The sequence below is a fragment of the Pseudomonas mandelii genome (assembly GCF_900106065.1).
GTDB classification, from domain to species: Bacteria; Pseudomonadota; Gammaproteobacteria; order Pseudomonadales; family Pseudomonadaceae; genus Aquipseudomonas; species Aquipseudomonas mandelii.
In genome coordinates this window covers 811,570-835,707 of the sequence record NZ_LT629796.1, presented here as the reverse complement: position 1 = coordinate 835,707, position 24,138 = coordinate 811,570, and the positions used below count along the sequence as shown (strand labels likewise).

At 58.8% G+C, this 24,138-nt stretch carries 20 protein-coding genes; all 20 read left to right on the top strand.

Going from position 1 to position 24,138, the window contains the following annotated elements:
* Positions 1-61 precede the first annotated feature (61 nt).
* The 20 genes from tsf to eno all read left to right on the top strand — a co-directional run bounded on the left by tsf (position 62) and on the right by eno (position 24,116).
* Entirely contained in the window at positions 62-925 is an 864-nt protein-coding gene (gene tsf, locus BLU63_RS03850) for a translation elongation factor Ts (protein ID WP_010462832.1), read from the top strand.
* Positions 926-1,134: 209 nt separating this feature from the next.
* Positions 1,135-1,878 (top strand): UMP kinase, encoded by a 744-nt coding sequence (gene pyrH / locus BLU63_RS03845; protein WP_003172271.1) that lies wholly within the window; start codon positions 1,135-1,137, stop codon positions 1,876-1,878.
* On the top strand, positions 1,875-2,432 hold the full coding sequence (frr, locus tag BLU63_RS03840; RefSeq protein ID WP_010462824.1) for a ribosome recycling factor: 558 nt from the start codon (positions 1,875-1,877) through the stop codon (positions 2,430-2,432). Before pyrH ends, frr begins: the two co-directional genes overlap by 4 nt.
* Before the next feature lie 13 nt (positions 2,433-2,445).
* Positions 2,446-3,201 carry a polyprenyl diphosphate synthase gene (gene uppS / locus BLU63_RS03835; RefSeq protein ID WP_010462822.1) on the top strand — a complete coding sequence of 252 codons (756 nt, stop codon included), beginning with the start codon at positions 2,446-2,448 and terminating at the stop codon, positions 3,199-3,201.
* Positions 3,201-4,007, top strand: coding sequence for a phosphatidate cytidylyltransferase (locus BLU63_RS03830; RefSeq protein WP_083374915.1), 807 nt, complete (start codon positions 3,201-3,203; stop codon positions 4,005-4,007). The genes uppS and BLU63_RS03830 overlap by 1 nt, the downstream gene beginning before the upstream one ends.
* Positions 4,004-5,194, top strand: a complete 1,191-nt coding sequence (gene ispC / locus BLU63_RS03825; RefSeq protein ID WP_010462818.1) for a 1-deoxy-D-xylulose-5-phosphate reductoisomerase — start codon at positions 4,004-4,006, stop codon at positions 5,192-5,194. The genes BLU63_RS03830 and ispC overlap by 4 nt, the downstream gene beginning before the upstream one ends.
* Before the next feature lie 53 nt (positions 5,195-5,247).
* Positions 5,248-6,600, top strand: coding sequence for a sigma E protease regulator RseP (gene rseP / locus BLU63_RS03820; RefSeq protein WP_010462816.1), 1,353 nt, complete (start codon positions 5,248-5,250; stop codon positions 6,598-6,600).
* A 74-nt stretch (positions 6,601-6,674) separates the two neighbouring features.
* Positions 6,675-9,065 (top strand): outer membrane protein assembly factor BamA, encoded by a 2,391-nt coding sequence (gene bamA, locus BLU63_RS03815; protein WP_010462814.1) that lies wholly within the window; start codon positions 6,675-6,677, stop codon positions 9,063-9,065.
* 45 nt (positions 9,066-9,110) lie between these two features.
* Complete coding sequence (locus BLU63_RS03810; RefSeq protein ID WP_010462812.1) at positions 9,111-9,614, top strand: OmpH family outer membrane protein; 504 nt, start codon at positions 9,111-9,113, stop codon at positions 9,612-9,614.
* 3 nt (positions 9,615-9,617) lie between these two features.
* A complete protein-coding gene (gene lpxD, locus BLU63_RS03805; RefSeq protein WP_010462810.1) occupies positions 9,618-10,673 on the top strand; it encodes a UDP-3-O-(3-hydroxymyristoyl)glucosamine N-acyltransferase in 1,056 nt (351 codons plus the stop codon).
* Positions 10,674-10,781: 108 nt separating this feature from the next.
* Positions 10,782-11,222, top strand: coding sequence for a 3-hydroxyacyl-ACP dehydratase FabZ (fabZ, locus tag BLU63_RS03800; protein WP_008154051.1), 441 nt, complete (start codon positions 10,782-10,784; stop codon positions 11,220-11,222).
* Positions 11,219-11,995 (top strand): acyl-ACP--UDP-N-acetylglucosamine O-acyltransferase, encoded by a 777-nt coding sequence (gene lpxA, locus BLU63_RS03795; RefSeq protein WP_010462807.1) that lies wholly within the window; start codon positions 11,219-11,221, stop codon positions 11,993-11,995. Before fabZ ends, lpxA begins: the two co-directional genes overlap by 4 nt.
* A 2-nt stretch (positions 11,996-11,997) precedes the next feature.
* Positions 11,998-13,128, top strand: a complete 1,131-nt coding sequence (gene lpxB, locus BLU63_RS03790) for a lipid-A-disaccharide synthase (RefSeq protein ID WP_083374914.1) — start codon at positions 11,998-12,000, stop codon at positions 13,126-13,128.
* Between the two features lie 11 nt (positions 13,129-13,139).
* Complete coding sequence (gene rnhB, locus BLU63_RS03785; protein WP_083374913.1) at positions 13,140-13,766, top strand: ribonuclease HII; 627 nt, start codon at positions 13,140-13,142, stop codon at positions 13,764-13,766.
* A gap of 76 nt (positions 13,767-13,842) precedes the next feature.
* Positions 13,843-17,364, top strand: a complete 3,522-nt coding sequence (gene dnaE, locus BLU63_RS03780; protein ID WP_010462801.1) for a DNA polymerase III subunit alpha — start codon at positions 13,843-13,845, stop codon at positions 17,362-17,364.
* A gap of 139 nt (positions 17,365-17,503) precedes the next feature.
* Positions 17,504-18,451, top strand: coding sequence for an acetyl-CoA carboxylase carboxyltransferase subunit alpha (locus BLU63_RS03775; RefSeq protein ID WP_010462799.1), 948 nt, complete (start codon positions 17,504-17,506; stop codon positions 18,449-18,451).
* Positions 18,452-18,584: 133 nt separating this feature from the next.
* Positions 18,585-19,913, top strand: a complete 1,329-nt coding sequence (tilS, locus tag BLU63_RS03770) for a tRNA lysidine(34) synthetase TilS (protein ID WP_083374912.1) — start codon at positions 18,585-18,587, stop codon at positions 19,911-19,913.
* A 274-nt stretch (positions 19,914-20,187) separates the two neighbouring features.
* Positions 20,188-21,819, top strand: coding sequence for a CTP synthase (locus BLU63_RS03765; protein WP_010462795.1), 1,632 nt, complete (start codon positions 20,188-20,190; stop codon positions 21,817-21,819).
* Between the two features lie 5 nt (positions 21,820-21,824).
* Positions 21,825-22,670 (top strand): 3-deoxy-8-phosphooctulonate synthase, encoded by an 846-nt coding sequence (gene kdsA / locus BLU63_RS03760; protein WP_010462794.1) that lies wholly within the window; start codon positions 21,825-21,827, stop codon positions 22,668-22,670.
* Positions 22,671-22,826: 156 nt separating this feature from the next.
* Complete coding sequence (eno, locus tag BLU63_RS03755; RefSeq protein ID WP_010462792.1) at positions 22,827-24,116, top strand: phosphopyruvate hydratase; 1,290 nt, start codon at positions 22,827-22,829, stop codon at positions 24,114-24,116.
* The last annotated feature ends 22 nt before the right edge of the window (positions 24,117-24,138 follow it).

Below are 24,138 nucleotides of genomic sequence, written 5' to 3'. Positions count from 1 at the left end.
AGAATTGATCGCCCGTTTGATCGGGTGGAATGGTTGAAAACCTATCCAAGAGGATTTTGAAATGGCAGAGATTACTGCAGCGTTGGTTAAAGAACTGCGTGAGCGTACCGGCGAAGGCATGATGGATTGCAAAAAGGCCTTGACCAAGGCCGGCGGCGACATCGAAAAAGCCATTGATGACATGCGTGCTTCCGGCGCCATCAAGGCTGCCAAGAAAGCAGGCAACGTAGCTGCTGAAGGCGCTATCGCTCTTAAAGAAGACGGTAAAACCGCCGTTCTGTTGGAAGTTAACTCGCAGACTGACTTCCTGGCCCTGCAAGACGACTTCAAGGCATTTGTTGCTTCCAGCGTTGAAAAAGCGTTCGCTGACAAGCTGACTGATGTCGCTCCGCTGATCGAAGCTCAAGAAGCCGATCGCCTGGTCCTGGTCGGCAAGGTTGGCGAAAACGTCAACATCCGTCGCCTGGCTCGCGTTGAAGGTGATGTTGTTGGTGGTTACCTGCACGGCAACAAGATCGGTGTTGCGGTTGTTCTCAAAGGCGGCACCGTTGAGCTGGCCAAAGACATCGCCATGCACGTAGCGGCCACCAACCCTGAATTCCTGCTGCCATCGGAAGTTTCCGCTGAAGCGGTCGAGCGCGAAAAAGGCGTTTTCCTGACCCTCAACGCTGACAAGATCGCTGGCAAGCCAGAAAACATCGTTGAAAACATGGTCAAAGGCCGTATCAGCAAGTTCCTGGCTGAAGCGAGCCTGGTTGAGCAGGCGTTCGTCAAGAACCCTGAAATCAAGGTCGGCGAACTGGCCAAGAAAGCCGGTGCTGAAATCGTTTCTTTCACCTACTTCAAAGTAGGCGAAGGCATCGAGAAGCCGGTCGACAACTTCGCTGAAGAAGTTGCTGCCCAGCTGGCTGCCGCCAAGCAATAAGACGGTTTTTAACTGTCGCCCTGAAGAGGCTGCCCGCTTACGCGCGCAGCCTCTTTTCAGATGGGGCACCAATTTTTATTGGTTTCCCTTTGGAACTGGCTTACAAAGCCATGTTCCGATGGCGCTGAAGCAGCGCCAAGCTAGAGTGAACGCCAGCTGTAAACAGCTCGCAAAGAATTTTTAAAAATACGCCGCAGGAGAGATTCGCAATGGCTCAGCAGGGCAGTGGTTATCAGGCTCGCTATAAACGCATTCTACTCAAGCTTAGCGGCGAGGCCCTGATGGGCTCGGAAGAGTTCGGGATCGATCCGAAAGTTCTGGATCGCATGGCGCTTGAAGTCGGCCAACTGGTCGGCATCGGTGTTCAGGTCGGTCTGGTGATCGGCGGTGGCAACCTGTTCCGCGGTGCAGCGCTGAGCGCGGCCGGCATGGATCGGGTAACGGGCGACCACATGGGCATGCTGGCCACTGTGATGAACGCCTTGGCCATGCGCGATGCGCTGGAACGTGCCAATATCTCGGCCATCGTGATGTCGGCCATTTCCATGGTGGGCGTGACTGATCACTACGATCGTCGCAAAGCCATGCGTCACCTGAACGCCAAGGAAGTGGTGATTTTCGCCGCCGGTACCGGGAATCCGTTCTTCACTACGGATTCGGCAGCCTGCTTGCGAGCAATCGAAATCGACGCCGATGTCGTGCTCAAGGCGACCAAGGTCGATGGCGTCTACACCGCTGACCCATTCAAAGACCCGCATGCCGAGAAGTTCGATCATCTGACTTACGATGAAGTGCTGGATCGCAAGCTGGGCGTGATGGATTTGACGGCCATTTGCCTGTGCCGCGACCACAAGATGCCGTTGCGCGTCTTTAACATGAACAAGCCCGGCGCTCTGCTGAACATCGTGCATGGCGGCGCTGAAGGGACCCTGATCGAGGAAGGCCAACAATGATCAATGAAATCAAGAAAGACGCTCAAGAGCGCATGAAAAAATCCGTGGAATCGCTGCTGCACAACTTCGGCCGTATTCGTACCGGCCAGGCGCACCCAAGCATTCTTGAAGGCGTGATGGTGCCGTATTACGGTTCCGACACCCCGATCAAGCAGGTGGCGAACATCACCGTCAAAGACGCCCGTACCCTGCAAGTCGTGGCCTTTGAGCGCAACATGCTGGGTGCCGTCGACAAGGCCATCGGTAGTGCGGGTCTGAACCTCAACCCGACCAACCTGGGCGAGTTGTTGCTGATCTCCATGCCGGCCCTGACCGAAGAAACCCGCAAGGGCTTCACCAAGCAGGCTCGTGACGTCGCTGAAGATGCCCGTGTTGCCGTGCGCAACATCCGTCGCGATGCCAACAGCTCGCTGAAGGATCTGGTCAAGGAAAAAGAAATCAGCGAAGACGAAGAGCGTCGCGCCACTGGCGAGATCGACGATTTGACCAAGAAGTATGTGGCTGAAATCGACGCGCATCTGGCACAGAAAGAAAAAGACCTGATGGCCGTATAAGGGTCGCGTTTTCATGGAAAAGACTAAGCAGACTGCGCCGTCCGCGGTGCCGCGCCATGTCGCGATCATCATGGATGGTAATAATCGCTGGGCGAAAAAACGCTTTATGCCGGGTGTCGCCGGGCATAAAGCGGGCGTGGATGCAGTTCGCGCAGTGATTGAGGTGTGTGCCGAGGCCGGGGTCGAGGTATTGACCCTGTTCGCCTTCTCCAGTGAGAACTGGCAGCGCCCGGCCGATGAAGTCAGTGCCTTGATGGATCTGTTCTTCAAGGCGTTGCGTCGAGAGGCCAAGCGCCTCAATGACAACAACATCAGTCTGCGCATCATCGGTGATCGTTCGCGCTTTCATCCCGAGCTTCAAGTGGCTATGCGTGAAGCCGAGGCGATGACTGCTGGTGCCAACCGCTTTGTCCTGCAGATTGCCGCCAACTACGGCGGCCAGTGGGACATCGCGCAAGCCGCGCAGCGTCTGGCGCGGGAGGTTCAGGCCGGGCACCTGCGTCCTGAGGACATCACTCCGGAGCTGTTGCAGACCTGTCTGGCCACCGGCGATCTGCCGTTGCCAGACTTGTGCATCCGCACCGGTGGCGAGCACCGCATCAGTAACTTCCTGCTCTGGCAACTGGCCTATGCCGAGTTGTACTTCTCCGACCTGTTCTGGCCGGACTTCAAACACGACGCCATGCGTAACGCGCTGGCCGATTTCGCTTCTCGCCAGCGCCGCTTCGGTAAAACGAGCGAGCAGGTCGAGGCTGGAGCCCGGGTTTAATGCTCAAACAACGAATCATCACCGCGCTGATCCTGCTGCCGATCGCTTTGTGCGGATTTTTCCTGCTCGAAGGCACAGGCTTTGCGCTGTTCATCGGGCTGGTCGTGACCCTCGGCGCGTGGGAGTGGGCTCGCCTGGCAGGCTTCAGCGCCCAGCCGATTCGCGTGGCCTACGCGGTTGTGGTCGCCTTGATGTTATTTGTCATGCACATCCTGCCGGGGCTCGCGCCCTGGGTATTGGGCGCTTCGGTGCTCTGGTGGGGTGTGGCGACGTATCTGGTGCTGACCTACCCGCGTTCCAGCGAGCACTGGTCCAGCGCCGCCTGCAAGCTGGTGATCGGTTTGCTGATCCTGCTGCCGGCCTGGCAGGGTCTGGTCCAGATCAAGCAGCAACCTTTGGGTAACTGGTTGATCATGGCGGTGATGGTCCTGGTCTGGGGTGCCGATATCGGCGCGTATTTTTCCGGCCGGGCCTTTGGCAAGCGCAAGCTGGCGCCGCAGGTCAGTCCTGGCAAGAGCTGGGAAGGCGTGTACGGCGGCTTGCTGTTGAGTCTGGTGATCACGGCGATCGTTGGTTTTGTGCGCGACTGGAGTTTCGTGCAAATGCTGATGGGCCTGATCGGTGCGGCAGTGATCGTTTTCATCTCGGTCGTGGGCGACCTCACCGAGAGCATGTTCAAGCGTCAATCGGGGATCAAGGACAGCAGTAACTTGCTGCCGGGCCACGGCGGGGTGCTGGATCGCATCGACAGCCTGACGGCCGCGATCCCGGTCTTTGCCGTGTTGTTGTGGATGGCTGCACCGTGAACCGCCCACAACAAATTACCGTTCTGGGGGCGACCGGCTCCATCGGTCTGAGCACCCTGGACGTGATCGCTCGCCATCCCGAGCGTTATCAGGTGTTCGCCTTGAGCGGTTTTACTCGCCTGAGTGAGCTGCTGGCTTTGTGCGTGCGTCATACGCCGCAGTTTGCCGTCGTGCCGGAAGCGGGCGCAGCCCGAGCCTTGCAGGTCGACTTGCGCGCCGCAGGCCTCTCGACCCGCGTGCTGGTTGGGGAGGAGGGGCTGTGTCAGGTGGCTTCCGACCCTGAGGTCGATGCGGTCATGGCGGCCATCGTCGGCGCGGCGGGCTTGCGTCCGACCCTGGCGGCCGTCGAAGCGGGCAAGAAGATTCTGCTGGCCAACAAAGAAGCGCTGGTCATGTCGGGTGCGCTGTTCATGCAGGCCGTGCGCAAAAGCGGTTCAGTGCTGCTGCCGATCGACAGCGAGCACAACGCGATTTTTCAATGCATGCCGCAGGATTTCGCCCGCGGACTTGGCGCGGTGGGCGTGCGTCGGATTCTGCTGACAGCTTCTGGTGGTCCGTTCCGACAGACACCGATGGCCGAACTGGTGCATGTTTCCCCTGAGCAAGCGTGCGCTCATCCGAACTGGTCCATGGGGCGTAAGATTTCGGTTGATTCGGCCAGCATGATGAACAAAGGGCTCGAGTTGATCGAGGCCTGCTGGCTGTTCGACGCCAAGCCATCCCAGGTCGAAGTGGTGATTCATCCTCAGAGCGTGATTCATTCGCTGGTCGACTATATCGATGGCTCGGTACTGGCCCAGTTGGGCAATCCTGACATGCGCACGCCGATCGCCAACGCCCTGGCCTGGCCAGAGCGCATCGATTCTGGTGTGGCGCCACTGGATCTGTTTGCCATCGCGCGACTGGACTTCCAGGCGCCCGATGAAGAGCGTTTCCCTTGCCTGCGCCTTGCGCGTCAGGCTGCCGAAGCCGGCAATAGCGCGCCGGCCATGCTCAATGCGGCGAATGAAGTGGCTGTCGCGGCGTTTCTCGACGAGCGGGTTCGCTACCCGGAAATCGCGAGTATCATCGAGGAAGTGTTAAACCTTGAGCCGGTCGTTGCGGTGGATGATCTCGAGGCGGTGTTTACCGCCGACGCGAAAGCGCGGGTACTCGCCGAACAATGGTTGAGTCGTCACGGGCGGTAAGTGCTGCAATACGTTGACCCATGCGGCATTGGACAGGATTGCGGAGAAAGTAGATGAGCGCGCTCTATATGATTGTCGGCACCCTGGTTGCACTGGGCGTGCTGGTCACCTTCCACGAGTTTGGCCATTTCTGGGTCGCACGTCGCTGTGGGGTCAAAGTGCTGCGTTTCTCCGTAGGCTTCGGCATGCCGCTGCTGCGCTGGCACGACAAGAAAGGCACAGAGTTCGTGGTGGCTGCCATTCCGTTGGGCGGCTACGTGAAGATGCTCGACGAGCGCGAAGGTGATGTGCCAGCCGATCAGCTCGATCAATCCTTCAATCGCAAATCGGTCCGCCAGCGCATTGCTATCGTGGCTGCCGGACCGATCGCCAACTTTTTATTGGCAATGGCTTTTTTCTGGGTATTGGCCATGCTCGGCAGCGAGCAGGTGCGGCCGGTCATCGGTGCGGTCGAGTCCGGCAGTATCGCCGCCAAGGCCGGTCTGGGTGCTGGTCAGGAAATTATTGCCATCGATGGCGAGCCAACTTCTGGCTGGGCCGCAGTGAATCTGCAGCTGATCCGTCGTCTTGGCGAGAGCGGTTCTATTCAATTGCTGGTGCGTGAGCAGGGCTCCACGGCGGATTCACCCCGTGAGCTGATGCTGGATAAATGGCTCAAGGGTGCTGACGAACCGGATCCGATTCGTTCGCTGGGTATTCGCCCTTGGCGTCCGGCGTTGCCGCCCGTCCTGGCTGAACTTGATTCGAAAGGGCCGGCACAGGCAGCGGGCCTGAAGACCGGTGATCGGTTGTTGGCACTTGATGGCAAGTCACTTGATGACTGGCAGCAGGTGGTCGACACGGTCCGTATGCATCCGGATACCAAAATCATGCTGCGCGTTGAGCGTGATGGTGCTCAAATCGATGTCCCTGTGACCTTGGCCGCTCGCGGCGAAAGCAAGGCGCCCACCGGTTATCTGGGCGCGGGGGTGAAAGCGGTCGATTGGCCACCAGAGATGATTCGCGAGGTCAGTTATGGCCCCGTGGCCGCAATTGGCGAGGGTGCACGACGCACCTGGACCATGAGCGTGCTGACCCTCGATTCGCTCAAGAAAATGTTGTTCGGCGAGCTCTCGGTAAAAAACTTGAGTGGACCGATAACCATTGCTAAAGTGGCGGGCGCTTCTGCCCAGTCGGGTGTCGCTGATTTCCTGAATTTCCTTGCTTATCTGAGTATTAGCCTGGGGGTTCTGAATTTGTTGCCCATTCCTGTACTGGATGGGGGACATTTGTTGTTTTATCTGATCGAGTGGGCGCGTGGTCGTCCCTTGTCGGATCGGGTGCAGGGTTGGGGGATACAGATCGGTATCAGTTTGGTGGTCGGGGTGATGTTGCTTGCTCTGGTCAATGATTTGGGCCGTCTGTAACACTTCGCTGAATTGCGAATCTGCCGCATTTTGCGGCAGTTTGTTTATTGCCAGTTGGAATAAGAAAGGACTTCATGAAACGTCTGCTGCTAACTGCGGTTCTCACCGTATTGATGATCGCCGAAGTTCACGCCGAGTCCTTCACTATCTCTGATATTCGCGTCAATGGCCTCCAGCGGGTCTCCGCGGGTAGCGTCTTTGGTGCTTTGCCGTTAAACGTCGGTGAACAGGCGGATGATCGTCGCCTGGTGGAATCCACTCGTGCGCTGTTCAAAACCGGGTTCTTTCAAGATATCCAGCTGGGCCGCGATGGCAACGTCCTTGTCATCACGGTAGTCGAGCGCCCGTCAGTCGCCAGTATCGAGATCGAAGGTAACAAGGCGATCTCTACTGAAGACCTGATGAAGGGACTCAAACAATCCGGTCTGGCCGAAGGCGAGATCTTCCAGCGTGCCACCCTCGAAGGTGTACGTAACGAACTGCAGCGCCAATATGTCGCCCAGGGTCGCTACTCCGCCACCGTCGACACCGAAGTGGTGCCGCAGCCGCGTAACCGCGTCGGCCTGAAGGTCAACATCAACGAAGGCACCGTTGCGGCAATCCAGCACATCAACGTGGTGGGTAACACGGTCTTCCCTGACGAAGACCTGATCGACCTGTTTGAATTGAAGACTACCAACTGGCTGTCGTTCTTCAAGAACGATGATAAGTACGCCCGTGAAAAACTGTCCGGTGACCTGGAGCGTCTGCGCTCCTACTACCTGGACCGTGGCTATATCAACATGGATATCGCTTCGACCCAGGTGTCCATTACTCCAGACAAGAAACACGTCTACATCACCGTCAACGTCAACGAAGGCGAGAAGTACACCGTTCGTGACGTCAAGCTGAGCGGCGACCTGAAAGTCCCTGAGGACCAGGTCAAGTCCCTGCTGCTGGTTCAGAAAGGCCAGGTGTTCTCGCGCAAGCTGATGACCACCACGTCCGAGCTGATCACCCGTCGCCTGGGTAACGAGGGTTACACCTTCGCCAACGTCAGCGGCGTGCCTCAGCCGAACGATGAAGACCACACGGTCGACATCACTTTTGCTGTCGATCCGGGCAAGCGTGCTTACGTCAACCGCATCAACTTCCGTGGCAATACCAAGTCCGAAGACGAAGTGTTACGCCGTGAAATGCGTCAGATGGAGGGCGGCTGGGCTTCGACCTACCTGATCGACCAATCCAAGACCCGTCTTGAGCGTCTGGGCTTCTTTAAAGAAGTCAACGTCGAAACCCCGGCTGTACCGGGTGTCGACGACCAGGTTGACGTGAACTACAGCGTTGAAGAACAGGCTTCCGGTTCCATTACCGCCAGCGTCGGTTTCGCTCAGAGCGCCGGTCTGATCCTCGGTGGTTCGATCACCCAGAACAACTTCCTGGGTACCGGTAACAAGGTCAGCATCGGTTTGACCCGCAGTGAATACCAGAGCCGTTATAACTTCGGTTATGTCGACCCGTACTGGACTGCAGATGGCGTGAGCCTGGGCTACAACGCTTTCTATCGCACCACTGACTACAAAGACCTTGATGTCGACGTAGCCAGCTATGCCGTAGACAGCCTGGGTGCTGGCGTCAACGTCGGCTACCCGATCAGCGAGACGTCGCGACTGACCTTTGGCCTGAGCGCGCAACAGGACAAGATCAAGACCGGTCAGTACACCGTTGACGAGATTTTCGACTTCGTTAACCGTGAAGGCGACAGCTACCTGAACTTCAAAGCGTCGGCCGGTTGGTCCGAGTCGACTTTGAACAAAGGTGTGCTGGCGACCCGTGGCCATTCCCAGAGTCTGACTCTGGAAACCACGACGCCGGGTAGCGACCTGTCGTTCTTTAAACTGGATTACCGTGGTCAGCTGTTCCAGCCAATCACCGAAAACTACACCGTTCGTCTTCACACCGAACTGGGCTACGGCGACGGTTACGGTTCGACCGACGGCTTGCCGTTCTATGAAAACTACTATGCTGGTGGTTTCAACTCGGTTCGTGGCTTTAAGGACAGTACCCTGGGGCCGCGCAGTACACCTAGCCGTGGTCAGGCTGTAACGGGTAACGCCGGTACACTCGCCGACCCGGACCAGGATCCGCTGCCGTTCGGTGGTAACGTTCTGATCCAGGGTGGTGTCGAGTTGCTGTTCCCGCTGCCATTCGTCAAGGATCAGCGTTCCCTGCGTACTTCGGTATTCTGGGACGTGGGTAACGTATTCGATTCCAAGTGCGACAAAACGACAAACGCCAATGTCGGTTCGACCTCTCAAACAGAGTGCAACGACATCAGCTTGAGCAACGTTGCGAGCTCTGTCGGTGTGGGTGTGACCTGGGTCACCGCACTGGGTCCTCTGAGCTTCGCGTTGGCCATGCCGATCAAGAAACCGGATGACGCTGAGACTCAAGTGTTCCAATTCTCTCTCGGCCAGACGTTCTAAGCGTCTGCCCCAAAATAACGACAATGGATTTTGTAGGAGTACATCGTGCGTAAGTTGACTCAATTGGTTCTCCTGGCGACCGTACTGGTAGCAGGTCCGGCTTTTGCCGACATGAAAATCGCCGTTCTGAACTATCAGATGGCCCTGCTGGAATCCGACGCGGCCAAGAAATACGCCGTGGACGCCGAGAAGAAGTTTGGTCCGCAACTGTCCAAGCTCAAGACGCTGGAAAGCAGCGCCAAAGGCATCCAGGACCGTCTGATGGCTGGCGGCGACAAGATGCAGCAAGGCGAGCGTGAACGCCTTGAGCTCGAGTTCAAGCAAAAGGCCCGCGACTTCCAGTTCCAGTCCAAGGAGCTGAACGAAGCCAAAGCCGTTGCCGACCGTGAAATGCTGAAGCAGCTCAAGCCGAAACTGGACAGCGCTGTGGAAGAAGTCATCAAGAAAGGTGCTTTTGACCTGGTCTTCGAGCGTGGCGCAGTGATTGATGTCAAACCTCAGTACGACATCACTCGCCAGGTTATCGAGCGCATGAATCAGCTGAAGTAATCCATGACAGCGACTATAAAGCTCGGCCAGTTGGCCGAGTTCCTCGGCGCCACGCTACGTGGCGACCCGGAGAAAGAAATTACTGGGCTAGCCACTTTGCAAGAGGCTGGCCCAGCTCAGTTGAGCTTTCTCGCAAACCCCCAATACCGAAAATACCTGGCGGACTGCCGGGCTGCAGCGCTGTTGCTGAAGGCCGCTGACGCTGAAGGTTATGCCGGTAATGCGCTGGTGGTGCCTGATCCGTATCTGGCCTATGCGCGTATTTCCCATCTGTTCGATCCCAAGCCCAAGGCGCCGGCCGGTATTCATCCGACAGCGGTAGTGGCCGCGGACGCAGTGGTTGATCCGGCTGCGAGCATCGGTGCCTTTGCGGTGATCGAAAGCGGCGCGCGTATTGCTGCCGGTGTGACCGTGGGGGCGCATTGCTTCATCGGTGCCCGTAGCGAAGTCGGCGAAGGCGGCTGGCTGGCCCCGCGGGTCACGCTGTACCACGACGTGCGCATCGGCAAGCGGGTAGTGATTCAGTCCGGTGCCGTGCTGGGTGGCGAAGGCTTCGGCTTTGCCAACGAGAAAGGTGTCTGGCAGAAAATCGCACAGATCGGCGGTGTATTGGTCGGTGATGATGTGGAGATTGGCGTGAATACCGCTATCGATCGCGGTGCGCTGGCCGATACCGTACTGGGTAACGGTGTGAAGCTCGACAATCAGATTCAGATCGCCCACAACGTACAGGTTGGTGATCACACCGCCATGGCCGCGTGTGTGGGGATCTCCGGCAGCACCAAAATCGGCAAGCATTGCATGCTCGCCGGGGGCGTTGGGCTGGTGGGGCATATCGAAATTTGCGACAACGTTTTTATCACCGGGATGACCATGGTGACCCATTCGATTACCGAAAAGGGTTCCTATTCTTCCGGTACGGCGATGCAACCAGCCGCCGAATGGCGCAAAAGCGCGGCCCGTATCCGTCAGCTCGATGACATCGCGCGACGTCTGCGACAGCTGGAAAAGCGTGTAGGGGACGTGACCCCTGACGGTAATGCTTCATCAGATGGCTGATACCATTTCCATATCAAGTGTGCACAGCCGCTAGACTGCCTCCTTGATTTGCTAGAGGGGTGCGCGTCAGTCGCGCGCTCCCAATCTTTACATAGGCTTCCCCCCGAAATGATGGACATCAACGAGATTCGCGAATACCTGCCTCACCGTTACCCGTTCCTGCTGGTGGATCGGGTCGTGGATCTGGATGTGGAAGGCAAGCGCATTCGCGCCTACAAGAATGTCAGCATCAACGAACCGTTCTTCAATGGTCACTTCCCCGCGCATCCAATCATGCCGGGCGTACTGATCATCGAAGCGATGGCTCAGGCTGCCGGTATCCTTGGTTTCAAAATGCTCGACGTGAAGCCTGCCGACGGCACGCTCTACTACTTCGTCGGCTCCGACAAGCTGCGTTTTCGCCAGCCCGTCACTCCAGGCGATCAATTGATCCTCGAAGCCCGTTTCATCAGCTGCAAGCGTCAGATCTGGAAGTTCGAGTGCCAGGCTTCGGTCGATGGCAAGCCAGTCTGCTCCGCTGAAATCATCTGCGCGGAACGCAAACTATGAGTTTGATTGACCCTCGCGCAATCATCGATCCGACGGCCGTTCTGGCTGAAGGTGTCGAGGTCGGCCCATGGTCGATCGTCGGCGCAGGTGTGGAAATCGGCGAGGGGACAGTGATCGGGCCGCATGTGATTCTCAAGGGCCCGACCCGAATCGGTAAGCACAACCGCATCTACCAGTTTTCCTCGGTAGGTGAGGACACGCCCGATCTGAAATACAAAGGCGAAGAAACCCGCCTGGTCATCGGTGACCACAACATCATCCGTGAAGGCGTGACGATTCACCGTGGCACGGTTCAGGACCGTTCGGAAACGACCCTGGGCGATCACAACCTGATCATGGCCTATGCCCACATCGGCCACGACAGTGTCATCGGTAACCACTGCATCCTCGTCAACAACACTGCGTTGGCTGGCCATGTGCACGTTGAAGACTGGGCGATCCTGTCCGGCTTTACCCTGGTTCACCAGTATTGCCACATCGGCGCCCACAGCTTTTCCGGCATGGGTACCGCCATTGGCAAGGACGTTCCAGCCTACGTCACGGTGTTCGGCAACCCGGCCGAAGCCCGTAGCATGAACTTCGAAGGCATGCGCCGTCGTGGTTTCAGCGAAGACGCGATCCACGCCCTGCGTCGTGCCTATAAGGTGGTTTACCGCCAAGGCCTGACGGTTGAGCAGGCACTCACCGAATTGGCCGAACCTTCGGACCAGTTCCCGGAAGTCGCGGTGTTCCGTGATTCCATCCAGTCTTCGACCCGCGGCATCACACGTTAATCATGGCTAATCTGCGTATTGCGCTGGTGGCGGGTGAGGCTTCCGGTGACATTCTGGGCGCGGGCATCATGCGCGCACTCAAGGCTCAGCATCCGGCAGTGGAGTTCATCGGTGTCGGTGGTCCGCTGATGCAGGCCGAAGGCCTGACTTCGTATTTCCCGATGGAACGTCTTTCGGTCATGGGCCTGGTGGAAGTGCTGGGTCGATTGCGTGAACTGATGGCGCGTCGCAAAAAGCTGATCGCCGACCTGGTCGCCGAAAAGCCGGACGCATTTATCGGCATCGATGCCCCGGACTTCAACCTCACTATCGAACTCAAGCTGCGTCAGGCCGGGATCAAGACCGTGCATTACGTCAGCCCGTCGGTGTGGGCGTGGCGGCAGAAGCGGGTGCTGAAGATTCGCGAAGGCTGCGACCTGATGCTGACGCTGTTTCCATTCGAAGCGAAATTCTACGAAGAAAAGGGCGTGCCGGTGCGGTTTGTCGGGCATTCCCTGGCTGATGCGATCCCGCTTGAAGCCGATCGCGCCGCCGCTCGGGCCGAACTCGGCTTGCCGGACGGACCGCTGGTTGCGTTGATGCCGGGCAGTCGTGGCGGCGAAGTCGGTCGTCTCGGTGCGTTGTTCCTCGATACCGCCCAACGCCTGCGGGCCTTGCGCCCCGGCGTTCGGTTCGTCATGCCTTGCGCCAGCCCGGAACGCCGCGCGCAGCTTGAAGAGTTGCTGGCCGGTCGCGATCTGCCGCTGACCCTGCTCGATGGCAAATCCCATCTGGCCCTTGCCGCCTGCGACGCCGTGTTGATTGCCTCCGGCACGGCGACCCTTGAAGCGCTGTTGTACAAGCGGCCGATGGTGGTCGCTTATCGCCTGGCGCCGCTGACGTTCTGGATTCTCAAGCGCATGGTGAAAAGCCCCTACATCTCGTTGCCGAACTTGCTGGCCCAACGCCTTTTGGTGCCCGAGTTGCTGCAAGACGACGCAACGGTCGAAGCCCTGGCCCAGACCTTGTCACCGTTGATCGAGGGTGGCGAAGAACAGACCCGTGGCTTCGACGAAATCCACCGGACCTTGCGTCTGGATGCCTCCAACCAGGCGGCGGATGCCGTGCTGAAACTGATTGGCCCAGTACAATGAGTAAAACAAGCATGCAAATGGGGCTGGATTTCAGCTTGGTCGCTGAAGTGGAAGATCTGGTTGCCGGTGTCGACGAAGTCGGTCGCGGCCCGCTCTGCGGCGCCGTGGTCACGGCTGCGGTAATTCTCGATCCGAATCGGCCGATTCTTGGTCTGAACGACTCGAAGAAACTCACCGAGGCCCGCCGCGAAAAGCTCTACGACGAAATTTGCGAAAAAGCCCTGAGCTGGTGCATCGCCCGGGCCGAAGTTGAAGAAATCGATGAGCTGAATATTCTGCATGCCACCATGTTGGCCATGCAGCGCGCGATCGAAGGGCTGCACATCCAGCCGAAACTGGCGATGATCGACGGCAACCGCTGCCCGAAACTGTCCATGCGCGCCGAAGCGGTGGTGCAGGGCGACGGCAAGGTGCCGGCTATCGCTGCGGCGTCGATTCTGGCCAAGGTCAGCCGTGACCGTGAAATGGCCGCTTTCGAACTGATTTACCCGGGTTACGGGATCGGCGGCCACAAAGGCTACCCGACCCCCGTTCATCTGGAAGCTCTGGCCCGATTGGGGCCAACGCCGATTCACCGTCGTTCTTTCGCCCCGGTGCGCCTGGCTTACGAGGCTCGCGAAAACCTGATCGAGAGTTAGTCGCGAGGCTGATGTTTTACTCAAGGCCCGGTACAATCCGGGCCTTGTTGTCTTCACGTTTCTAGACAGGATCACTATGCCGGCTTCATTCGTTCATCTACGCCTGCACACTGAATATTCCCTGGTCGACGGTCTGGTGCGGATCAAACCGCTGGTCAAGACCCTGGTCGGCATGAACATGCCTGCCGTCGCGGTCACCGACCAGAACAACATGTGTTCCCTGGTCAAATTCTATAAAGCCGCCATGGGCGCAGGCATCAAGCCGATCTGCGGTGCCGACCTGTGGTTGTCGAACAAGGACCCGGACAACGCCCTGAGCCGGATCAGCCTGCTGGTGATGAACGCTGTCGGCTATCGCAACCTCACCGAACTGATTTCCCGCGGCTTCATCGACGGCCAGCGCAATGGCTCGGTCATCATCGAGCGCGAGTGGGTGGCCGAAGCCAGCGAAGGCTTGATCATGCTGTCGGCGGCCAAAGAGGGCGAGATCGGCCTGGCCATGCTCAGCGGCAATCCGGCAGAAGCGGAAAACCTCGCGCGCGAATGGATGGCCGTGTTCCCGGATCGTTTCTATCTGGAGATCCAGCGCACCAACCGCCCCAACGACGAAGAGCAGTTGCACGGCGCCGTGGCGCTGGCCGAGAAGATCGGTGCGCCGCTGGTCGCCACCAACGACGTGCGTTTCATCAAGCAGGAAGACTTTGCCGCTCACGAAACCCGCGTCTGCATCGGTGAGGGCCGCGCCCTCGACGATCCGCGGCGTTCGAAGAATTACAGCGATCAGCAATACCTCAAAAGCGCCGAGGAAATGGCCGAGCTGTTCAGCGACATTCCCGAAGCGCTGGCCAACACCGTCGAGATCGCCAAGCGCTGCAACATCGAAGTGAAGCTGGGCACTCACTTCCTGCCCAACTTCCCGATCCCTGATGGCATGACCATCGACGAGTATTTCCGCAAAGTTTCGTTCGATGGCCTGGAAGAGCGTCTCAGCGTTCTGCTGCCCCGAGACACCACCGAAGACTACGAAACCAAGCGTCAGGTCTACGTCGACCGGTTGAATTTCGAACTGGATATCATCATCCAGATGGGCTTCCCCGGTTACTTCCTGATCGTGATGGACTTCATCCAGTGGGCCAAGAGCAACGGCGTGCCGGTCGGGCCTGGCCGGGGGTCGGGTGCCGGGTCGCTGGTGGCCTATGTGCAGAAGATCACCGACCTCGATCCGCTGGAATATGACCTGCTGTTCGAACGTTTCCTTAACCCGGAACGGGTTTCCATGCCCGACTTCGACGTCGACTTCTGCATGGACGGTCGTGACCGTGTGATCGACTACGTGGCCGAGAAATACGGCCGTAATGCGGTGAGCCAGATCATCACCTTCGGTTCCATGGCCGCCAAGGCGGTGGTCCGAGACGTGGCGCGGGTGCAGGGCAAGTCCTACGGTCTGGCGGATCGTCTGTCGAAGATGATTCCGTTCGAAGTCGGCATGACCCTGGAAAAAGCCTACGAGCAGGAAGAAATCCTGCGCGACTTCATCAAGGTCGATGAAGAAGCCGCGGAAATCTGGGAAATGGCGCGCAAGCTTGAAGGCGTTGTGCGTAACGTCGGCAAGCACGCCGGTGGTGTGGTGATCGCGCCGACCAAGCTGACTGACTTCTCGCCAATCTATTGCGATGAGGCCGGCGACGGTCTGGTGACCCAGTTCGACAAGGACGACGTTGAAGCCGCCGGGCTGGTGAAGTTCGACTTCCTGGGCCTGCGGACCCTGACGGTCATCGACTGGGCACTGAAAACCATCAACCGCGACCGCGCCAAGGTCGATCAGCCGCCGCTGGATATCGCGTTCATCCCGCTGGATGACAAACCGACCTACCAGCTGCTGCAAAAAGCTGAAACCACCGCGGTGTTCCAGCTCGAGTCGCGCGGCATGAAAGAGCTGATCAAAAAGCTCAAGCCCGACTGCCTGGAAGACTTGATCGCACTGGTGGCCCTGTTCCGTCCGGGCCCTTTGCAGTCGGGCATGGTGGACGACTTTATCAACCGTAAGCACGGTCGCGCCGAACTCGCGTACCCGCACTCGGATTACCAGTACGAAGGACTCAAGCCCGTATTGGCACCGACTTACGGCATCATTCTGTATCAGGAACAGGTGATGCAGATTGCCCAGGTCATGGCCGGTTACACCCTTGGCGGCGCGGACATGCTGCGTCGGGCCATGGGTAAGAAAAAGCCGGAAGAAATGGCCAAGCAGCGCGGCGGTTTCATTGACGGTTGCAAGACCAACAATATCGACGCCGACCTGGCCGGTAACATTTTCGACCTGGTAGAAAAATTCGCCGGTTACGGCTTCAACAAATCCCACTCCGCCGCTTATGGCCTGGTTTCATACCAGACCGCTTGGCTGAAAACGCACTACCCGGCGCCGTTCATGGCCGCGGTACTGTCGGCGGATATGCACAACACCGACAAGGTCGTCACCTTGATCGAAGAAATTCGCACCATGAAGCTGCGTCTCGACGCGCCGGATGTGAATACTTCCGAGTTCAAGTTCACGGTGAATGACGAAGGCCGGATTATTTACGGCCTCGGTGCGATCAAGGGGGTGGGCGAAGGCCCGGTCGAGGCGATTACCGAGGCGCGTCAGGACGGTCCGTTCAAGGACCTGTTCGATTTCTGTGCCCGTGTCGACCTCAAGCGAATCAACAAGCGCACCCTGGACGGTTTGATCCGCAGCGGTGCACTGGATCGTCTGGGGCCTTATTTCCATGACGAGCAGAAAGCCTATCAGGCCAATATCGACCGTAACCGGGCGGTCTTGCTGAACGCCATGGAAGGGGCGATCAAGGCGGCCGAACAAACCGCGCGTACCCATGACAGCGGTCATGTCGACCTGTTTGGTGGTCTGTTCGTTGAAGAAGACGCCGACGTCTACGCCAATCATCGCAAAGCCAAGGAGTTGACCCTCAAGGAGCGCCTGAAAGGGGAGAAAGACACCCTCGGCCTGTACCTGACCGGTCACCCGATTGACGAGTACGAAGGCGAGATCCGCCGTTTTGCTCGTCAGCGCATCATCGACCTGAAGCCGGCTCGTGATACGCAAACCGTCGCCGGCATGATCATCGCCTTGCGGGTGATGAAGAACAAAAAGGGCGACAAGATGGGGTTCATCACCCTCGACGATCGCTCCGGGCGGATCGAGGCTTCGCTGTTTGCCGAAGCGTTCCACTCGGCGCAATCGCTGTTGCAGACCGATGCGATGGTCGTGGTCGAAGGCGAAGTCAGCAACGACGACTTCTCCGGTGGCCTGCGGCTGCGGGTCAAGCGGGTGATGAGCATGGAAGATGCGCGCACCAACCTCGCCGAAAGCCTGCGCCTGAAGCTGCAGACCAAGGATTTGAAGGGCGATCAGCTACGCTGGCTGGGTGAGTTGTTCAAGCGTCATCGCGGCGCGTGCCCGATCACCATGGAGTACACGAGCCCCGATGCGAAGGCCTTGCTGCAGTTTGGCGAGACCTGGCGGATCGATCCGGCGGATGCGTTGATTCAAGCCCTGCGTGACCAGTTCGGGCGAGACAACGTCTTCCTCCAATACCGTTGACGGTCGGGGCTGTCTGTAGGCCCCGATCTCGACCAGAATTTTTAATCTCGACCTGAACGCGCCTGTCCCTTAAGGTAGGGCGCGAATAGACAACCGGCCGGCCCAAGCTCTCTTGGACGTCGACCCAAGACGGACGCCTATGAACCCGAATTTTCTAGATTTCGAACAGCCGATCGCCGACCTGCAAGCCAAGATCGAAGAGTTGCGCTTGGTCGGTAACGACAATTCGCTGAATATCGGCGATGAGATCTCCCGCCTGCAGGACAAAAGCAGCACGCTGACCGAAGACATCTTCGGCAAGCTGACCAGCTGGCAGATCGCACGTCTCGCGCGTCACCCGAAACGTCCGTATACCCTGGACTACATCGAACACATCTTCACCGAGTTCGACGAACTGCACGGCGACCGTCACTTCTCCGACGACGCTGCGATCGTGGGCGGCATTGCCCGTCTGGACGATCAGCCGGTGATGATCATCGGCCACCAGAAAGGCCGTGAAGTGCGCGAGAAAGTGCGCCGCAACTTCGGTATGCCGCGTCCTGAAGGCTACCGCAAGGCGTGCCGCCTGATGGAAATGGCCGAACGTTTCAAAATGCCGATCCTGACCTTCATCGACACGCCGGGCGCTTACCCTGGCATCGATGCTGAGGAGCGTAACCAGAGCGAGGCGATTGCCTGGAACCTGCGCGTCATGGCCCGCCTGAAAACCCCAATCATCGCCACCGTGATCGGTGAAGGTGGTTCGGGTGGCGCGCTGGCGATCGGCGTCTGCGATCAACTGAACATGCTGCAGTACTCGACCTACGCGGTGATCTCGCCGGAAGGTTGCGCCTCGATTCTGTGGAAAACCGCCGAGAAAGCGCCGGACGCGGCTGAAGCCATGGGCATCACCGCCGAGCGCCTGAAAGGCCTGGGCATCGTCGACAAAGTGATCGGCGAGCCATTGGGCGGCGCTCACCGCGATCCGGCAGCGGCGGCGGCTTCGATCCGTGCCGAGCTGAGTTCGCAACTGGCGATGCTGAAGAAGTTCGATAACGAGGCGCTGCTGGCCCGTCGTTACGAGCGTCTGATGAGCTACGGTCTCTGATCTGACCGCGCTTCACCCATGTGGGAGCGAGCCTGCTCGCGAAAGCGGTATAACAGCCAACAGATAAGTTGAATGTTAAGCCGCCATCGCGAGCAGGCTCGCTCCCACATTTGATTTGTGCGAAGTGATCGATATGAGTCTGCCAACGCGTGATCTCTCCACCAGGCTTCTGCTGAATCTCGCGCCGTGGCGCAACGCCACAACCTGGCGCGTCGCCTTCTCCGGCGGACTCGACTCCACCGTCCTGCTGCACCTCCTTGCCCACCTCGCAAAAACCCAATCCCTGCCGGCGCTCAGCGCCATTTATGTTCACCACGGCCTTCAGGCTGCGGCTGATGCGTGGCCGCAACATTGTCAGTCGGTCTGTGGCGCGCTGGGTGTGCCGCTGCAGGTGGTTCACGTTCAGGTTCAGCCTGGCGCCAGCCTTGAGCGTGCCGCCCGGGATGCGCGCTATGGCGCCTTCGTTGAAGCCACTCAAGCCAATGAGCTGCTTCTCACCGCGCAGCACCGGGACGACCAAGCGGAAACCCTGTTGTTTCGGCTGTTGCGCGGGGCAGGGGTGAGGGGCTTGTCCGGCATGCCGCGCGAGCGCGTCCTGGGTCGCGGGCATCTTTTGCGTCCGTTGCTCGATGTCACACGCGCCGAGCTTGAGGCTTATGCGGCCGAGCATCGGTTGAGCTGGATCGAGGACCCTTCGAACCAGGACCGCCAGTTCTCACGCAACTACCTGCGGCATCAAGTGTTCCCGGTATTGACCGAGCGCTGGCCGCAAGCGACGGCAACCATGGCTCGCACTGCCGCGCATCTGAGCGAAGCGCAGGGGTTGCTCGATGAGCTGGCCCACATCGATCTGGCCAGCGCCAATACCGCCAATGAATTCGATTGGCTGGGTTTGCCATCCCTGGAGTTGGCGCCGCTGGTCAGGCTTTCTGCCGCGCGCCAGCGCAACGCATTGAGTCACTGGCTTGCAGCATTGACGCGGCTGCCAGATAGCGACCATTGGTCGGGTTGGGATGATTTGCGCGATGCCACGGGGGATGCCCGTCCGGTCTGGCGATTGGCGGAGGGCGAATTGCATCGGGCGGGCGGGCGTATCTGGTGGCTGTCGGGTCGTTGGCTGCGCGTTCCCCCCCCAGTTGGCCTTTGGACTGATCCTTCGACAACGCTGGTTTTACCGGAAAATGGCGAGCTTACGATCACCGGCCAAATCCCCGCCGGCCCGCTGCAAATCCGCTATCGTGAAGGAGGCGAGGTCATGAATCTGCCTGAGCGCGGCCACCGGGATCTCAAGCGTTTGCTCAACGAACGCGGGGTTCCGGGCTTCGTCCGTGGCAGATTGCCGCTGCTTTACCGGGACGCGCAATTGCTGGCGGTGGCCAACCTGCGGGGCCTCGATGGCAACGAGCAGGAGGGCTGGCATTTGCAGTGGGACCCACTGAGCGAAGATCAAGGTTTGAGCTGAAAGGGGCTTTCCGGTAGACTACGCTCCCTTCTTGATACAACTTCTGTGGATTCGCCTGAATTACAGAAGTTGCCGATTACCAAGCAGTCTTTGCTGGGCGATTCCAAAAAATGTGTAGCGAGCAACGTACCGGTGTTTCATCTGCCGGTCTGTCCCAACGCGGCGGTTTTTTTGAAAGGTGCACTGTGATTAATGCAGGTGATCGGGGGCTTCGGCCTTCCTTCGCTTTCCCCGGCGGCTCGGACCGCTTTAACGCAGACTTCTAGGGTTTTTCATGACGCGCTACATATTCGTCACGGGCGGTGTTGTTTCTTCATTGGGGAAAGGCATTGCCTCGGCTTCATTGGCGGCCATCCTGGAGGCGCGGGGACTTAAGGTCACCATGCTGAAGCTGGACCCGTACATCAACGTTGACCCGGGCACCATGAGCCCGTTCCAGCACGGTGAAGTGTTCGTCACCCACGACGGCGCCGAGACCGACCTGGACCTGGGCCACTACGAGCGGTTCATCCGCACGACCATGACCCAGAACAACAACTTCACCACCGGCCGTGTCTACGAACACGTCCTGCGCAAAGAGCGCCGTGGTGATTACCTGGGTGCAACCATCCAGGTAATCCCGCACATCACCGACGAAATCAAGCGCCGCATCATCAAGGGTGCCGGCGATGCCGACGTGGCGATGGTCGAGATCGGTGGCACCGTGGGTGACATCGAGTCGCAACCGTTCCTCGAAGCGATCCGTCAATTGCGTTTCGAAGTCGGCGCCAAGCGCGCGATGCTGATGCACCTGACGCTGGTGCCGTACATCGCCACTGCCGGCGAAACCAAAACCAAACCAACCCAGCACTCGGTCAAGGAACTGCGTTCCATCGGCCTGCAGCCAGACGTGCTGGTGTGCCGTTCCGATCACCCGATCGACATCTCGTCGCGTCGCAAGATCGCGCAGTTCACCAACGTTGAAGAACGTGCGGTGATCGCGCTGGAAGATGCCGACACCATCTACAAGATCCCGGGCATCCTGCACTCCCAGGGCCTGGACGATTTCGTCGTCGAGCGTTTCGGCCTGCAATGCGGCAGCGCGGACCTGTCCGAGTGGGAAGCGGTGGTTGACGCCAAGCTGAACCCGGAACACGAAGTCACCATCGCGATGGTCGGCAAGTACATGGAACTGCTGGACGCCTACAAGTCGCTGATCGAAGCGATGAGTCACGCCGGCATCAGCAACCGCACCAAGGTCAACCTGCGCTACATCGATTCCGAAGACATCGAAAACCAGGGCACCGCGCTGCTGGAAGGTGTCGACGCGATCCTCGTACCGGGCGGCTTCGGTCTGCGTGGCGTGGAAGGCAAGATCACCGCCGTTCAATACGCTCGCGAAAACAAGGTTCCGTACCTCGGCATCTGCCTGGGCATGCAAGTGGCCGTGATCGAGTTCGCTCGTAACGTGCTGGGCTGGAAAGACGCCAACTCCACCGAGTTCGATCGCGCCAGCGGTCATCCGGTCGTGGGTCTGATCACCGAGTGGGAAGATGCCACCGGCGCCGTCGAAACCCGTACCGAATCGTCCGACCTGGGCGGCACCATGCGCCTCGGCGCTCAGGATTGCCTACTGGAACCGGGTTCCCTGGTGCACGATTGCTACGCCAAGGACGTGATCGTCGAGCGTCACCGTCATCGCTACGAAGTGAACAACAACCTGCTGCCGCAAATCATGGAAGCCGGCCTGAAAATCTCCGGTCGTTCCGGTGATGGCGCGCTGGTCGAAGTGGTTGAAGCCCCGGATCATCCATGGTTCGTCGCTTGCCAGTTCCACCCTGAGTTCACCTCGACACCACGCGACGGTCACCCGTTGTTCAGCGGTTTCGTTAAAGCAGCTTTGGTTCAACACCAGAAGAAGGCGTAAATCCGATGGCGCAGAAGATCATCCGTGTAGGCGATATCGAGATTGCCAACGACAAGCCAATGGTGCTTTTCGGTGGCATGAACGTGCTGGAAAGCCGCGACATGGCGATGCAGGTCTGCGAAGAATACGTAAAGGTCACCGAGAAACTCGGTATCCCTTACGTGTTCAAGGCCAGCTTCGACAAGGCCAACCGTTCCTCCGTGGCCTCTTACCGTGGCCCCGGCCTGGAAGAGGGCATGCGGATTTTCCAGGACATCAAGCAAGCCTTCGGCGTGCCGATCATCACCGACGTCCACGAGCCTGACCAGGCCGCGGTCGTCGCTGAAGTCTGCGACATCATCCAGCTGCCGGCCTTCCTGTCGCGCCAGACCGACCTCGTGGTCGCGATGGCCAAGACCGGCGCGGTGATCAACATCAAGAAAGCCCAGTTCCTCGCCCCGCATGAGATGAAACACATCCTGAGCAAATGCGTGGAAGCGGGTAACGATCAGTTGATCCTCTGCGAGCGCGGTTCGAGCTTTGGCTACAACAACCTGGTCGTCGACATGCTTGGCTTCGGCATCATGAAGCAGTTCGAATACCCGGTGTTCTTCGACGTGACCCACGCGCTGCAAATGCCCGGTGGTCGCTCCGATTCCGCCGGCGGTCGTCGCGCCCAGGTCACTGACCTGGCCAAGGCAGGCATGAGCCAGTCGCTGGCCGGTCTGTTCCTCGAAGCCCACCCGGACCCGGACAACGCCAAGTGCGACGGCCCTTGCGCCTTGCGCCTGGACAAACTGGAGCCATTCCTGGCCCAGCTCAAAGCCCTGGACGAACTGGTGAAGAGTTTTCCGACGGTAGAGACCGCGTAAACCTCATTTCTCCGGTAAAGTACCGCACGATTTGTTGCTCAGGCCCTCGGGCCTGAGCCTTATCGTCCGCAAGTCTGCCTGCTGCACACCACTTGCCGACGGTAAAAGATTTCCTCTAGCTGCGTCGTTTTCGTCAACTTTGGAGTGTTTACAACAATGGCAAAAATCGTCGACATCAAAGGTCGTGAAGTTCTCGACTCCCGTGGCAATCCCACCGTGGAAGCGGACGTGCTTCTCGATAACGGCATCATCGGTAGCGCGTGCGCGCCGTCCGGTGCTTCCACTGGCTCGCGTGAAGCGCTCGAGCTGCGTGATGGCGACAAGAGCCGTTACCTGGGCAAAGGCGTACTCAAAGCCGTTGCCAACATCAACGGTCCGATCCGCGATCTGTTGCTGGGTACAGACCCAAGCGACCAGAAAGCACTGGATCACGCGATGATCAAGCTTGATGGCACCGAAAACAAAGGCTCCCTGGGCGCCAACGCGATCCTCGCCGTTTCCCTGGCCGCCGCCAAGGCCGCCGCACAGGACCAGGACCTGCCGCTGTACGCGCACATCGCCAACCTGAACGGCACCCCGGGTGTCTACTCGATGCCGGTTCCGATGATGAACATCATCAACGGTGGCGAGCACGCCGATAACAATGTCGACATCCAGGAATTCATGGTTCAGCCGGTTGGCGCCAAGTCTTTCTCGGAAGGTCTGCGCATGGGCACCGAGATTTTCCATCACCTCAAAGCTGTTCTGAAGGCCCGTGGCCTGAGCACCGCAGTGGGTGACGAAGGTGGTTTCGCACCGAACCTGGCTTCCAACGAAGACGCGTTGAAAGTGATCTCCGAGGCCGTGGCCAACGCCGGTTACAAGCTGGGCACCGACGTGACCCTGGCACTGGACTGCGCGGCCAGCGAATTCTACGAAGATGGTAAATACAACCTGTCCGGCGAAGGCCAGGTGTTCACCGCCGAAGGTTTCGCTGACTACCTGAAAGGCCTGACCGAGCGTTATCCGATCATCTCGATCGAAGACGGCCTGGACGAGTCCGACTGGGCTGGCTGGAAAATCCTCACCGACAAGATCGGCGAGAAGACCCAGCTGGTGGGCGACGACCTGTTCGTGACCAACACCAAGATCCTGAAAGAAGGCATCGATAAAAAGATCGCCAACTCGATCCTGATCAAGTTCAACCAGATCGGCACCCTGACCGAAACCCTGGAAGCCATCCAGATGGCCAAGGCCGCTGGTTACACCGCCGTGATCTCGCACCGCTCCGGCGAAACCGAAGATTCGACCATTGCCGACCTGGCGGTGGGCACTGCGGCTGGCCAGATCAAGACCGGTTCCCTGTGCCGTTCGGACCGCGTGTCCAAGTACAACCAATTGCTGCGTATCGAAGAGCAGTTGAATGGCAAAGCCAAGTACAACGGTCGCAGCGAATTCCGCGGTTAATCGTTAACTGGTAAAAAGACAC